This is a genomic window from Azomonas macrocytogenes, from assembly GCF_014191985.1.
GTDB lineage: Bacteria > Pseudomonadota > Gammaproteobacteria > Pseudomonadales > Pseudomonadaceae > Azomonas > Azomonas macrocytogenes.
Map to the genome: position 1 here is coordinate 140926 of NZ_JACHXI010000005.1, position 14112 is coordinate 155037.

Sequence of the window (14112 nt, forward strand, 5' to 3'; positions counted from 1 at the left end):
CCGTCGATTTTTCCGCCGTTTTTATTCGATGACGGCTACGATGTTGCCTTCTCCAGGCTTTCAAGTGAGTCAGACCGCCGTGTCCGTTCGTAACTACCAGCCCGCTCTGCTGGTCAGCATCGGTCTTACGCTGTTTATACTGCCGCTGCAGGCGTCCCTCGATCTGGCCAATACAGTGCTGTTTTATGTGCTGGGTGTGGTCGTCACCGGCAGCCGCTACGGGCGCGGTCCGGCGATTTTCGCAGCCGTGTCCAACTCCCTGTTCTATCTCTATCTATTCGTGCCACCGCCGTTGTCCCTGGCGATCACCGAGCCGCAATACCTGTTGGCTGCCGTGGTCATGCTGGTGGTGGCCGTGCTGGTCGGGCATCTCACCGCATCCCTGAAGAGCAAAGCCGAACAGGTGGATGCCTGGGAAACCCAGTCCCGCGCGTTATACGACCTGGCACGCCAGCTCGGCGCGTCGCTGACGTCGGAGGAAGTGGCGCAGGTCACCAGTCGTTTTCTGCGCATCGCGCTACAGGCCGTGAATATCCGGATTATTCCGGAAAGCGCCTGTGACCAGCCGCCGCCTCCGCTGACCGGAGCGTTATTGCGTGCCGCCCTCAATCAAGGCCAGCCATTGTTGAGCAACGGCAGCAGCCAGCAGCTCACGCTGGTACTGATGCCGCTGGCCGCCTGTGTCGATCCGCGCTGTGTCCTGGCTTGCGAGCTGCCCACGACGACGGCGAGGACGCCGGCTACCCAGGAATTATTGGAAACGGCCTCATCGGTCGTGACGGTGGCGCTACAACGCACGCATTTTGCGGATGTCGCTAGGGAAACCGAAATCCGCCGTTCCGCCGAAGCTTTGCGCAATTCCATTCTTTCCGCGCTTTCCCACGATCTGCGTACCCCCTTGACGGTGATGGTCGGCCTGGCCGAGACCCTGGAATTGGATAAAATCTCGCCAGAGCGCCAGCGGAACATGCTGGCTGCCCTCAAGAACCAGGCGCTGTTGATCAATCAGCAAGTCACCAACCTGCTGGACATGGCCCGCCTGCGTTCGGGTTCCATTGATCTGAACGAGGCATGGCAGCCCATCGAAGACGTAATCGGCACTACCCTGCGGCTGGTCAAGAGGCACTGGAAGGACCGTGAGATCACGGTGGACGTCTCACCCGATTTGCCGCCTTTGCGCTTTGACGCGGTGCTGATCGAACGGTTGCTGTGGAACCTGCTGGAGAATGCCATCAAGTTTTCGCCGGCGGATACTCCGGTGGAGCTGGTGGTTCGCCGGTTGGGTGACTGGGTGGAAGTACTGGTCTGCGATTGGGGCCCCGGCCTGCCGCCGGAGGCACTCGAGGATCTGTTCAACATGTTCCGCCGGGGCCGCGAGGAGTCCAATATTCCCGGCGTCGGCCTGGGCCTGGCCATCGCCCGCGGCTTTGCCGAGGTGCACGGTGGCCAGGTGCTGGCGGAAAATCGCCTGGGCGGCGGCGCGTGTTTCCGGCTACGGCTGCCAGTAGGCACGCCGCCCACGCTCAAGGAACTGGAGGGATTATGAGTGAAACGTACACCATCCTACTGGTGGAGGATGATCCACAGATTCGCGAACTGGTCGCCGGAACCCTGGAAAGCGAAGGCTATGCCGTCGTCGAGGCGCAGACTGCCGCCGAAGGCGCAGCCCAGGCTGGCGCCTGCAAGCCGGACCTGTTGATCCTCGATCTTGGCCTGCCGGATCGCAACGGCATCAACTTCATCCGCGACTATCGCATCTGGTCCTCGGTGCCGATCCTGGTGCTGTCGGCGCGCACTCAGGAAATCAGCAAGATCACCGCCCTGGACGCCGGCGCCGACGATTATCTGACCAAGCCGTTCAGCGTAGCCGAACTGGTGGAGCGGGTCTGTGCGCTGCTGCAACGCACGACTGAGGAACGCGATCAACTCGACCCCATCATCCGCTTCGGCGATTGCCAAATCGACTGTGCCCGCCGCGTGGTCACCCGCGCCGGCGAGCCACTGCACCTGACCGATATCCAATACCGGCTGCTGATCCTGCTGGTTTCAAATCCCGGCCGGGTACTGACCCATAGCTACCTGTTCTCCGGGGTCTGGGGCGATCGTGCGGAAAACAACCAGTACCTGCGCGTCTACGTCGGACAACTGCGGCAGAAGATCGAAAATAATCCGGCGCAGCCCCAGCACATCCTGACGGAGACGGGCGTCGGTTATCGCTTCCAGCTATGAAACGGGGGGTCGGCAAGCTCCGCTGAGCGATATCTGCGGAGCAGCGGCAAGCAGCAGAAGCACGGCGCTACTATCGGTCGTGGATGATAAACATTATCATCCGGGGCAATTTCCGTCGCTGCCTGATGCCAGCTCGAATCGATGTCTCAACTCGTCCTTCCCGAACGTGGTCCGGTGGCTACCCCCGACACCGAAACGGCACCGGAGCAGGATTTCCTGCAGGTGTTTCTCGCCCAGCGCCAACCGGTACTACGTCTCGATCGGCGAAGCCCGGCAGTTCCAGCTGTCCAGCACCCTGGAGTTCTGGTTTTGCGTGAGGCCGCAGGAGGGCAACGCGGCACAATGGCGATAAGGTGCCCGATCAGGCATTTTCGCCGCTGCGGCAGGCTGAGCAGCATTCGATCTTGAGGTGCTCGGGGAAAAGCGTCAGTTGTCCTTCCTCGGCCAACTGGCGGCTGTCTTCGTGACCCAGAAAACCGATGTAGTTATCACACAGGTTGTCCTCGGTGATGGTAATGGAATCGCCGTTCTGCAAACTTTCGAGCTGATCGTCGAACAGTTCGAAGGGCAGGTAGACCTCGACCGTTGCGTGGCAGTCGTTCGCTCGCCCGTCCGGGCATTTCATTTCGATACTCGGCATGCTTTCTTCTCCTGCTTGAGCGGTCTGCTGAGGTTCCATGGTGGCCGTACCGAATCCTGCTGCGTAGCGCGATTCGGTGATCGTTTCGGATTTATTGTAAAGCATCGGATATAGAATATTTTGCGCCTGGATGAGCTGACGGACACGTCATCCCGTGGAATGTGGAATTTTGCTGGTTCGCGTCGCGCATGCCGGCCTGGTTGCGGTCAGAACTGGCGAGGAAAGCGGTCTATTCATGGCCGGTAAATGTGTTTGTATAAAAAACTCACGGAAATCGATAGCTTGCGTGGTTTTATGGGCACCTTGCGTGAACACAGCAAGCAAGCTGCCGCTGGTCGGCGTGATTCAAGGACCTTCGCTGGATGATTGCGATACTCAAAGACGAAAGCCCGATGCTGGTCGCGCTGATGATCGGCGTGCTGGCCTATGTATTCGAACCACAACTCGTCGACGACGGGCAGGTGGTGGCGTTGGTGGGCGCGGGCGTACTGATCGCCGCCATCATCGGCACGGCCATGCGCGTGGCGAACCATGCGGAGGTGCTGGCCGAAAAGGTCGGCGACCCCTACGGCACCATGATCCTGACGCTGGCGGCCGTACTGGTGGAGGTCATCATCCTGGCGATCATGATGAAGCATGATCATTCACCGACCCTGGCACGGGACACCATCTACGCGGCTGTCATTCTGGACATCAATGGCATCATCGGCCTGGCAGCGCTGCTGGGCGGGCTCAAGCACGGCGAGCAGGTCTACAACGACAATTCCAGCCGCAGCTATGGGGTGATGATCCTCACCGCCGTCAGCATCTCCATGCTGGTTCCCGAATTCATCCCGGCCACGCGCTGGCATCTGTATTCCCTGTTCACCATCGTCGTCATGGTGTCCATGTACGCCTTGTTCCTGCATATGCAAACCGGACCGCAAAGCTACTTCTTCAGCTACAACTATCCGGAAAAGCGCAAGAAAAAACCTGAAACCGAAGAAGCTCATTCGGGCGGCAATGTGAAGCGCTCCGGCGCATTGCTGGTCGTCGGGGTCGTCCTGACCGGCGCGCTGGCTGAAGTAATGTCCCAGGCCCTGGGCGCCGGCCTCGAAGGCTTGCCGGTGCCGCCCATGGTTTCAGCCTTGGTCGTGGCAATCATTTCCGCCAGTCCGGAAATCCTCACCGCCCTGCGCGCCGCCATGGCCAACCGCATGCAATCGGTCATCAACATCGCCCTGGGGGCGTCGCTTTCCACCGTCATCCTCACCGTGCCGGTGGTCGAAGCCATTGCCTTGTTCACCGGCCACCAGATCCAAATGGCCATGACGCCCGTGCAGAGCGTCATGATGTTCGTCACCCTGATCGTCGCCGCGATCAACCTCAACGACGGGGAAACCAACGCCATCGAAGGCATGACGCACTTCGTACTGTTCGCGACTTTTATCATGCTGACGGTGATTGGATTGTAGGGAGCACGTCACGAATCAAATATGTATTGTTTGATTTTATGAATCGTTATTTTAATTTGGCTTGCTGTTTAAAAGCGGGAGTCGTTTTCACATGGAATTCCAGTATGATCGCCATGGTGGCCTCAAGTCCTAAGCGCTTCAGTGTTGACTTTAACGGAGCACAGCCGACAGCCAATAATTTACAGCAGGCTGTATCTGCAGCGGGAAGTCATACAACGATATCGGTTTTTGATATTGTGGATAAATATGCCAATTTTATGGCTGATCGATATCGGTTAGCCATAAATTAGCAGGTAGATTATGAAAAAACTTATATTTATAATATTTCTTCTTCCTATATATGTACAAGCCTCCATGAGATGTGGCAGTGGAATAATTAGTGAGGGAGATACAATATTCGAAGTTGAAAGAAAATGTGGCTCCCCAACAAGTAGAGAAGTGATGAATCCGATAATAGATCCCAACGGGAGAACCCCAGTGAATTCAGTTCCAGTAGAAAACTGGGTCTATGGGGACAATAATGGCATGTATTATTTCTTACGCTTTATAAATGGTAAATTAGAGAAAATTGAAAGCCGTCGGTTGTAATATTATGCGATATTTTTATCTGATTCAGCTTACAGTAAAAATCTTTATAGGCGGCTTTTCCACCCGTTTGTGATTCCCCTGATACTGCCCTTGGCTTTAGCAGTACTTCATCGGTCATAACTGATCCATGCTTACAGATTGCCTCGTCAGCGCTCAAGCAAATCAGCATCAGTCGGCGCCTCAGCCATCTGCTTGTCAGAGGCTGGTAAACAGCTGACCCACACGCTTACTTGAGGCATTCGGCCGCTCTACGATAAAGCTCATTTGACTGGCACTATTGCCGAATGTAGACGCGCGACTCCCGACTTGGCTTCTTTCAGCAACTGATCCCACTCGTCAGGCGGATGACCGCTGGCCAGCATCTTCCGGAAAACCCGGTAGGCATCGTCACTGCTTTACATAGGCGCGCTTGATCTCTGCATCGTTCACCCAAGCCAAAACACGATCACCTTGCTCGGGCCGTGGTAACGGAAGAACAGTCGATACTGCTGAAAGAACTTGGCACGAAACCAGTGCTTATGATCCTCACCCAGGGTGCTGTCTTGCCGGTATTGGGGTTTGGTCGGATCCTGAGAGATGACATCGAATTCCATGGGCTATAACGCTCGGGAGGATCGCATCACTTGGCGCTTGAGCACAGAATCCAGAAGATGCCAGACTTTCCTCGTGCCAAAACCATTGGACTGGGACGTCGTTAACCCAGTCCCGGAAACCCCGGCTTTACGTGCAATTCGCGCTGCGCGATTGCTTGCAGAAAGCCAGTAGCGCAATCAGGGGCAGGACGCTGCCGATAATGGCGATCAAACGCCAGCCGCCTGCGCCGTAGAGCGAGCTGGCCACGGCCGAGCCGATAGCGCCGCCGATAAAAATACTGGTCATATACAGCGCATTCAGGCGGCCGCGGCTGGCGGGGTCGAGGGTGTAGATGGCGCGCTGGCCAAGCACCATGTTCATCTGCACAGCGAAATCCAGCATGATGCCGGTGAGCGCCAGGCCAATGATACCGGTACCAGGAACGAGTAGACCCGGCAGGAAGCTCAGGGTCGCGAGCAACATGGCCACCAGCGAGGCGCTCCGAGTGTGGCCGGCATCCGCCAGGCGGCCGCTGAGCGGCGCGGCAACGGTGCCGATTGCGCCAACCAGGGCGAACAGGGCGATATGGGTCTGCGACAGCCCGTAGTGACGTGCCAGTTCCAATGGCACGACGGTCCAGAATAGGATGAATGTGGCGAACATCAGGCTCTGGTAGAAGGCGCGCTGGCGCAGTACCGGTTCGCGCCGCAGGAGGTACCACAGCGAGGCCAGCAATTGCCCATAGGTAGCCTTCTGGTTCGGTTGGTACCGGGGAATGGTGAAGGAGATCACCAGCATGATCGCCAGCATGACGACGGCTGCAGTGACGAACACCATGCGCCAGCCGAAGTGATCGGTGATCACGCTGGCCAGCGGCCGCGCCAGCAGAATGCCCAGCAGCAGGCCACTCATGATGCCGCCTACTACCCGGCCGCGCGCTGCCTCGGGCGTCAGGTGGGCTGCCAGCGGAATCAGTATCTGTACCGAGACCGAGCTGAAGCCGATCAGGGCCGATATCAGTAGAAAGCTGCCCGGCTGTTCCACCAGCGCAGCGCCCGCCAGGCTGAAGGTGGTCACAGTGGTGGTCACGAGCATCAAACGCCGGTTTTCCAGCAGGTCGGCCAGCGGCACCAGAAAAAACAATCCCAGTGCATAGCCGACCTGGGTCAGGGAGACGATCAAACTGGCGCTGCCGGGTGACAGGTTAAGGTCGGGGGCGATCAATTCGATGATCGGCTGCGAATAATAGAGGTTAGCCACGATGACACCGCAGCAAACCGCAAACAGCAGGACCAGCCCCGGGGTCATCGTTGATTGTGCTTTGGCGTCTGCAGATGAGGAAATATCAGTCATATCGAACAATCTCTCCGAATGTGAGAAGCGGTTTTTTACCCGCGCGAATAGCGGTGACGCGGGAGATGCAATGCCTTGGACGATGAGCGTCCAGTTGCGAGGAGTGATTCAGGTGGCACTGGAGCGTTGGCCTTGGCAGAGGCCGTGGTGACTTGCAAGCCGAAGCTGTGGATTGTCCTGCATCCGGTCTTCGAAGGTTGTTGCGGCCGGAGGTACCATTCCGATGCTGGCGAAACCTAACTGCAATGAGCAAGAAAATGCTGGATTTCGTTCATGCCTTCTCCTGATTGAATCGAGCAAGGTATCGGTCAGGTCGCATCCGTGATCTACGGATGATGCGGCAGGTTTGCTGCTTGTTACAACCGTCACTGCACGGCCTTAAAGCATTTGCTCCAAGCCAATCACCTCCGCCAACCATGCATTGAATCGTCGCCAGATCCCGCCCGGTTCCTTTTCCAGTACCTGTTGCCGGCCATCCTTTTCACCCACCCAGACCAACCGCTTTTCACCCTCGCGCTCTACCAGCCGGACTTCATAACTGACGGCCGGCGCGGTGCCTTCCAGCGCCAGGCGATTCACTTCGCCGGCCAGTTCGGGGCTGTCGACCAGGATGCCGAGTTCGGTATTCCACAGATAGGAGCGGGGGTCGAAGTTCAGCGAGCCGATAAAGGCGCGTTGCCGGTCGATGACGGCGGCCTTGCTGTGCAGGCTGGATTCGGAATTGCCGCTGAAGCTGTAGTAGATGTCGTCGCCCGGTTGTCGGCGCAGTTCGAACAGGCGCACGCCTTGTTCGAGCATGGCCCGGCGGTAGGGCGCGTAGCCGCCGTGGACGGCCGGGACGTCGGTGGCTTCCAGGGAGTTGGTGAGGATGCGGACGGTGCTGCCGCTGCGTGAGCGGTCGGTGAGAAAGCGCACGCCTTCAGCGGTCGGGACGAAATAGGCGGAAATCAAGGTCAACTCCGTCTGGGTGCTGCGCAGTACGGGCATGAGCTGGGTGGTCAATAGCAGCTCCGGCGCGGGTTCGCCGACGGACTGGAGCTTCTCGGGGCTGTCCCAGAGCGCCTGGCCCGGCGCCCAGAGCAATCTGTCCAGCCAGCGCAGGGGCAGATGTTCGCGATACTCCATCACACGCCGGTAGCGTTCCCGGTCATCGCGGAACGCGTCGGCCAGGTATTGGCGGATTTCGTTACGGGTGCGCCACAGATCGGTCTGGTCCGGGGGGGTATGGAGAAATTGCTGGATCGGCGTGCTCAGCGAGTGGTTCCAATACTGGTCGAAGCTCTTCGACAGCTGCGTAGCTACCGGTCCGGCGCCAAGCAGGTCGATATCGGCGAAATTGATCTGCTGGTCAGCGTCGAAGTATTCGTCGCCGAGGTTGCGTCCGCCGACGATGGCCAGGCAACTGTCGGCCAGCAGCAACTTGTTGTGCATGCGCCGGTGCTGTCGGGAGAGGTCGAATAGCCGGCCGAGCAGGCGCGTGACGCCGTTGCTGCGGCCCACATGCAGCGGGTTGAACACGCGAATGTGAATGTTCGGATGCGCCGCCAGGGTAGCGATGGTGTAGTCGTTGCCATCGCTGGTGGTGTCGTCGAGTAACAGGCGGACACGCACGCCACGGTCGGCAGCCTTGAACAGCTCATCCACCAAGGTTCGCGTGGTCAGGCCGTCATGGACGATGTAGTACTGGATATCCAGGCTGCTGCGCGCGGCGCGGATCATTTCCGCGCGGGCACTGAAGGCATCGGTACTGGAGGCAAGCAGGCGGAACCCGGAGTAGCCTGGCGGCTGCGCACTGGCCAGTTGCAGGACTTGCCGGCCGAGCGACGATTGCTGTGCCGGCAGCGCTTGCGAAGGTTCGGGCTGGAGGTGGCTGGTACAGCCGGCCAGGAGCAGCATTGCCAGAAACAGCGCGCGTAAGGGCACAAGGACTCCTTCGCTGGAGGACCGTCAAAGTCGTTGGACAGCGCAGCGCCAGCAGGTTCTGTATGGGCCATCGACGAGTGAGGGGCGGGCGAGGCAAAAATGCCAAGAAAGCGCACAGGGCGTGCACGCACGCTTATGCGTGGCAAGTAAGCCTTCTACTGCCTTGGTTAACGCGAGTTGACCGGGCGCAGACTACTTTCGTACAGCAGTTTGGCGATCAGAGGAGATCTTTGAGTCGATACCAGAGCATACCGAGGGCCAGCAGCGGCGAGCGCAGGTGGGGGCCACCGGGAAAGGTCGGATGCGGCACTCTGGCAAACAGATCGAAGCCGCCACCCTGCTGGCCGGCGATGGCCTCGGCGAGCAGGCGACCAGCCAGATGAGTGACGTTGAGTCCGTGTCCGGCGTAGGCCTGGGCATAGTAGATGTTGGGCTGCTCTGGCAGACGCCCGATCTGCGGCAGGCGATTGGCACCGATGCCGATCATGCCACCCCAGGCATATTCCAGGTGGATGCCCAGTAGCTGAGGGAAGACGTTGAGCATTTTCGGCAACATGTAGGCGCCGATATCTTTCGGATCGCGTCCGGAATAATGGCAAGCGCCACCGAACAACAGGCGCCCGTCGGCTGACAGGCGGAAGTAATCCAGCGGCATCTTCTGGTCGCAGACCGCCGCGTTCATCGGCAGCAGCTCGTGGCAGAACGATTTGGGCATGCGTTCGGTGGCGATCATGTAGCTGCCGGCGGGCAGCACCTTGCCGGACAGCTGCGGTTGCAGGCGCCCCAGGTGGGCGTTGCAGGCCAGCACCAGGGTATTGGCCGTCACCCGGCCACGCGCCGTATGCACCACTGGTTTGGCGCCATAGCCGATGCGTGTTACCGGCGAGCGTTCGAACACTTGCACGCCCAGCGAATTAGCCGCCGCTGCTTCGCCAAGCGCCAGGTTGAGTGGGTGCAGGTGGCCCGACCCCATGTCCAGCAGACCGCCCAGGTAGCGTCCGGAGTTGATTACCTCGCCCAATTCAGCGCGCGACAGCAGACGCAATGGGTGCGAGTAGCCCTGGCGCGTCAACTCGGCATGGTCTTCGGCGAGCGCGTCGAGATGGCGCGGTTTGTTCGCCAGGTCGCAGAAACCCCAGGTCAGGTCGCAGTCGATGGCATGCTGCTGAATGCGCTGGCGAACGATGTCCACGGCGGCCAGACCCATGCGCTTGAGTTCGTTCACGCCTTCGGCGCCGAGCAGCGGCAGGAAGCGTTTGACATCGTGCCCGATGCCGCGGATCAGCTGGCCGCCGTTGCGCCCGCTGGCACCCCAGCCGATCCGGCGGGCCTCCAGGAGAATGACGGAAAAACCGCGCTCGGCCAGCTCGATGGCGGTATTGAGCCCGGTGAAACCGCCGCCGATCACGCAGATATCGGCCTGGAAATCGCCTTCGAGGCTGGCGAAGCCGAGCTGGCGATTGAGCGTGGCAGCGTAGTAGGAAAAGACGTGGGCGTCGCTATGCTGCGGGGCTGCATTGGAAACGATAGTCATGAGCGAAGACGTGTCCACAGGAAATGGCATGTTGCGTTATCGAACGGCACCTCGGAAGGATAGAGCCGAATGGTACGAAGTCGCAAAGAATCACTCAGATGAACAGTTGCCGGTTCAGGGAACTGACAACTGGTCGATCTTTTCAGCGATCGAAGGGAAACAGGCCGGCCTTGAAACTCGTGGCCATGTGCTCGGCGCGGGCAATGGCTTTTTCCGCTGCCTCTGTTGGCAGGGTCTGGTGGGCCGCTTCACGGAACAGCTCCAGCCAGGCATCGAAATGTTGGCGCTGGATCGGGATCGGCATGCTCGTATGCACAGGGTAGGGGTGGCCCTTGTAGGTGTCGGTGCCGAGCAGGACATGGGACCAGAAGTTCTGCACGATCTGCAGGTGATGATCCCAGTCGTCCACCACACCGTTGAACACCGGGCCGAGCTCGGCATGTTCGCGAGCGCGTCCGTAGAATAACTGGACCAGGTCGGAAATCTGTTGGTCGGTAACCATGGTCATCGGGCATGCTCCTTGAATACGAAAATAAACGTTGGACCGAAAGCCCGTTTTCATTTACCCACTGGCAGTCGGTACGAGATGTTGGCGTGAGGTGGAAAACAAGGCCGCAATTCTATTCTCGCAGGTCTTTCAATATAAGGTGTGATATAGCGTCTCGGCACAGCGTTCCACCGCCACGCACCGGGATATGGCCTGCAGCGCAGCCCGCATTCACGAAAGTCTGGCGATGGCGATGCAAATACCGCTCACAAACGGCTGTCTCTGCGTAGCGTGTGTGCAGAGCAAAAGATTCGAAAGAGAATCGCAGCGCAGGCGACACCGACAAGCGGCTGTTCTTATACTGCGGATACGGGCAACTATCCCCAATGCGTTTATCTGTGTGATCCTGAGCCTATTCCAGCCGCGACAGATTTCGCACAGACACCCAAATGAGGCGGTCCGCGAGGACTAGGGAGGAGCGATGCGTGTTCTGATTCTCGGCAGTGGTGTGATCGGTACGACCAGTGCCTATTATCTGGCGCGTGCCGGTTTCGAGGTGGTCGTGGTCGACCGTCAGCCGGGGCCTGCACTGGAAACCAGCTTTGCCAACGCCGGCCAGGTTTCGCCCGGCTACGCCTCGCCCTGGGCTGCGCCCGGTGTACCACTGAAGGCCATCAAGTGGCTGTTGCAGGATCACGCACCGCTGGCCATCAAGCTGACCGGCGATCTACGCCAGTATTGGTGGATGGCGCAGATGCTGCGCAACTGCACGGCGGCCCGTTACGCGATCAACAAGGAACGCATGGTGCGTCTTTCCGAATACAGCCGCGATTGCCTGGACGAGTTGCGCGTCGAAACCGGTATCGCCTACGAAGGCCGGCAACTGGGTACTACCCAACTGTTCCGTACCCAGCAGCAGCTGGACGCCGCGGCCAAGGATATTGCTGTGCTGGAGCGTTCCGGTGTGCCGTACGAACTGCTGGATCGTGAGGGTATCGCCCGGGTCGAGCCGGCGCTGGCACAGGTTACGCACAAATTGAGTGGTGCCTTGCGCCTGCCCAACGATCAGACCGGCGATTGTCAGCTGTTTACCAGCCATCTGGCCGAGATGGCGGCCCGGCTGGGCGTCGAATTTCGTTTCGAAAGAAATGTCCAGCGCCTCGAGCGCGACGGCGACCGCCTCAAGGGAGTAATGATCGACGGCCAGTTGGAAACGGCCGACTATTATGTGCTGGCCATGGGCAGCTACAGTCCGTTGCTGCTGGAGGCGCTGGACCTGCGTGCGCCGATCTACCCGCTCAAGGGATATTCGCTGACTGTGCCGATCACCGATCCGGCCATGGCGCCGGTTTCCACCATCCTCGACGAGACCTACAAGGTGGCCATCACCCGCTTCGACCAGCGCATCCGCGTGGGCGGCATGGCGGAAATCGCCGGCTACGATCTCTCGCTCAACCCGAAGCGGCGGGCAACACTGGAAATGATCGTCAACGATCTCTACCCGCAGGGCGGCGCTCTGGGCGAGGCGGAGTTCTGGACCGGCCTACGCCCGAATACGCCAGATGGTACGCCGCTCATCGGTGCCACGCCGTATCGCAACCTTTACCTCAACACCGGCCACGGTACGCTCGGCTGGACCATGGCCTGCGGCTCCGGCCGCCTGCTGGCCGACCTGCTGGCGCAGCAGCGCCCGCAGATCAGCACCGAAGGGCTGGACATTTTCCGCTACGGCAAACTCAAGGAGATCCACAGGCATGGCAATCCGACGCCTGTACACTGAAACCCGCTACAGCGAAGCGGTCATCCACAATGGGACGGTCTATTTGTCCGGCCAGTTGGCCGACGATCTCGGTGGCGACATTCGCCAGCAAACCCGCGATACCCTGGCAGCAATCGACCGCCTGCTGGCCGAAGCTGGCAGCGACAAGGCGCGGCTGCTAGCGGCGACCATCTATCTCAAGGACATTGCCGCCGACTACGCGGGCATGAACGAAGTCTGGGATGCCTGGGTCGCACCGGGGGCCACGCCTGCACGCACGACCGTTGAAGCGAAGCTGTACCGGCCCGAGGTCCGGGTGGAAATCAGTGTAACCGCCGCGCTGTCCGAGGCGTTGGGCAAGACGGTGGCGTTTGCCTCGACCATCACTGCGCAGAACTGATCCCGATTTGGCGGTCGCGTTGAGCGGGCCGCCGCACTGGCCTGATGTCTGGATAATCTCCGTCTCCAAGCGTTGAAAATATTGCACACTCTGGCCATTATTATGGCCTTTTTTCGCTTGTGGAGGCCGTCTTGGACGTCGGGACACGCTTGCAGACCATCCGCAGACTGAAGGGTCTTTCCCAGCGCGAACTCGCCAAGCGCGCAGGCGTTACCAACAGCACTATTTCCATGATCGAGAAAAACAGCGTGAGCCCTTCGATCAGCTCGTTGAAGAAGGTGCTGGCGGGGATTCCCATGTCGCTGATGGAGTTCTTTTCCATGGATATGGAACAGGACCGACATGCCCAGGTGGTCTACAAGGCTGGCGAGCTGCTCGATATCTCCACCGGTTCGGTGAGCATGAAGCTGATCGGCAAGGCGCACACCGGGCGCGCCATCGCCTTTCTCGATGAAACCTATCCACCGGGTGCCGACACCGGCGAGGAAATGTTCGTTCATGACGGCGAAGAAGCCGGCGTATTGATCGAAGGCCGACTGGAGCTGACGGTTGGCAGCCAGACCTATTTGCTGGAATGCGGTGACAGCTACTATTTCGACGGTAGCCAGCCGCACCGTTTACGCAACCCCTTCGACCAGCCGGCGCGCCTGATCAGTGCGACGACCCCGGCAAATTTTTAGGCGCTGCATGGTGTATTCCCGGGCAACCATGGCGATTCATGTTCGGCCAGACGAGAGTAAAAGGTGAATTCGATCAAGAGCAGGAAAAGCTTGTCGGTTCCAGCCGTTGCCATGCTGCTGGGCTGCCTGTCCGCTCAGGCCGGGAGCGACGACTCAGTCATTGCAAGGCGGCTGACACCCGTGGGTCACGTCTGTATCGAGGGACAGCCTTGCACCGTCACCGAGCGGATGGTCGTGCCCGCCAGGATCATGCGCAGCGGCGAGGAGATCACCGAGCGGTTCTGCGCCGTCTGTCATGGCGTCGGCCTGCCGAATGCACCGATGATCGGTGATGGCGCGGCCTGGAAAGCCCGGACCGAGCAACGGGGCGGGCTCGATGCGTTGCTTGCATCGACGATTGCCGGACGCAACGCCATGCCGCCCAAGGGCCTCTGTTTCGACTGCACAGATGAAGAGTTGCAGGCCGCTATCGAGCATATGTCCGGGTTGTAG

At 59.5% G+C, this 14112-nt stretch carries 14 protein-coding genes and 1 pseudogene; 9 read left to right on the top strand and 6 right to left on the bottom strand.

Annotated elements, in window-relative coordinates; all coding sequences use genetic code 11:
- Positions 1–64 precede the first annotated feature (64 nt).
- Both FHR87_RS07210 and FHR87_RS07215 read left to right on the top strand, forming a co-directional pair.
- Complete coding sequence (locus FHR87_RS07210; protein WP_338021227.1) at positions 65–1546, top strand: DUF4118 domain-containing protein; 1482 nt, start codon at positions 65–67, stop codon at positions 1544–1546.
- Positions 1543–2229, top strand: a complete 687-nt coding sequence (locus FHR87_RS07215) for a response regulator (RefSeq protein WP_183166046.1) — start codon at positions 1543–1545, stop codon at positions 2227–2229. The genes FHR87_RS07210 and FHR87_RS07215 overlap by 4 nt, the downstream gene beginning before the upstream one ends.
- Positions 2230–2590: 361 nt before the next feature.
- Here the strand turns inward: FHR87_RS07215 and FHR87_RS07220 are convergent, their stop codons facing one another.
- Positions 2591–2869, bottom strand: a complete 279-nt coding sequence (locus FHR87_RS07220) for a hypothetical protein (RefSeq protein WP_183166047.1) — start codon at positions 2867–2869, stop codon at positions 2591–2593.
- Between the two features lie 362 nt (positions 2870–3231).
- Between FHR87_RS07220 and FHR87_RS07225 the strand changes: the two genes are divergently transcribed.
- The 3 genes from FHR87_RS07225 to FHR87_RS07235 all read left to right on the top strand — a co-directional run bounded on the left by FHR87_RS07225 (position 3232) and on the right by FHR87_RS07235 (position 4911).
- Positions 3232–4323 (top strand): calcium:cation antiporter, encoded by a 1092-nt coding sequence (locus FHR87_RS07225; RefSeq protein ID WP_183166048.1) that lies wholly within the window; start codon positions 3232–3234, stop codon positions 4321–4323.
- A gap of 104 nt (positions 4324–4427) precedes the next feature.
- Positions 4428–4613: a hypothetical protein gene (locus FHR87_RS07230; protein WP_183166049.1), complete on the top strand. Its 186-nt coding sequence runs from the start codon at positions 4428–4430 to the stop codon at positions 4611–4613.
- 64 nt (positions 4614–4677) lie between these two features.
- Positions 4678–4911, top strand: a complete 234-nt coding sequence (locus FHR87_RS07235; protein WP_246335856.1) for a DUF2845 domain-containing protein — start codon at positions 4678–4680, stop codon at positions 4909–4911.
- A 260-nt stretch (positions 4912–5171) separates the two neighbouring features.
- Here the strand turns inward: FHR87_RS07235 and FHR87_RS07240 are convergent.
- From FHR87_RS07240 to FHR87_RS07260, 5 genes and pseudogenes are all read right to left on the bottom strand, one after another.
- Positions 5172–5504, bottom strand: a pseudogene (locus FHR87_RS07240) (type II toxin-antitoxin system YhaV family toxin).
- A gap of 127 nt (positions 5505–5631) precedes the next feature.
- Positions 5632–6837: an MFS transporter gene (locus FHR87_RS07245; protein WP_246335824.1), complete on the bottom strand. Its 1206-nt coding sequence runs from the start codon at positions 6835–6837 to the stop codon at positions 5632–5634.
- 378 nt (positions 6838–7215) lie between these two features.
- Positions 7216–8733 (bottom strand): phospholipase D family protein, encoded by a 1518-nt coding sequence (locus FHR87_RS07250; RefSeq protein ID WP_183166118.1) that lies wholly within the window; start codon positions 8731–8733, stop codon positions 7216–7218.
- A 244-nt stretch (positions 8734–8977) separates the two neighbouring features.
- Positions 8978–10294: an NAD(P)/FAD-dependent oxidoreductase gene (locus FHR87_RS07255; RefSeq protein WP_183166051.1), complete on the bottom strand. Its 1317-nt coding sequence runs from the start codon at positions 10292–10294 to the stop codon at positions 8978–8980.
- A gap of 142 nt (positions 10295–10436) precedes the next feature.
- Entirely contained in the window at positions 10437–10802 is a 366-nt protein-coding gene (locus FHR87_RS07260; protein WP_183166052.1) for a group III truncated hemoglobin, read from the bottom strand.
- Positions 10803–11262: 460 nt separating this feature from the next.
- Here FHR87_RS07260 and FHR87_RS07265 point away from each other — a divergent pair, with 460 nt between their 5' ends.
- The 4 genes from FHR87_RS07265 (at position 11263) to FHR87_RS07280 (ending at position 14112) form a co-directional block, all read left to right on the top strand.
- The gene (locus FHR87_RS07265) at positions 11263–12561 is read left to right on the top strand and encodes a D-amino acid dehydrogenase (protein WP_183166053.1); all 1299 of its coding nucleotides are present in this window, start codon (positions 11263–11265) and stop codon (positions 12559–12561) included.
- Positions 12536–12940 carry a RidA family protein gene (locus FHR87_RS07270; RefSeq protein WP_183166054.1) on the top strand — a complete coding sequence of 135 codons (405 nt, stop codon included), beginning with the start codon at positions 12536–12538 and terminating at the stop codon, positions 12938–12940. The genes FHR87_RS07265 and FHR87_RS07270 overlap by 26 nt, the downstream gene beginning before the upstream one ends.
- Before the next feature lie 131 nt (positions 12941–13071).
- On the top strand, positions 13072–13620 hold the full coding sequence (locus tag FHR87_RS07275) for a cupin domain-containing protein (protein ID WP_183166055.1): 549 nt from the start codon (positions 13072–13074) through the stop codon (positions 13618–13620).
- A gap of 63 nt (positions 13621–13683) precedes the next feature.
- Positions 13684–14112, top strand: a complete 429-nt coding sequence (locus tag FHR87_RS07280; RefSeq protein ID WP_420826729.1) for a c-type cytochrome — start codon at positions 13684–13686, stop codon at positions 14110–14112.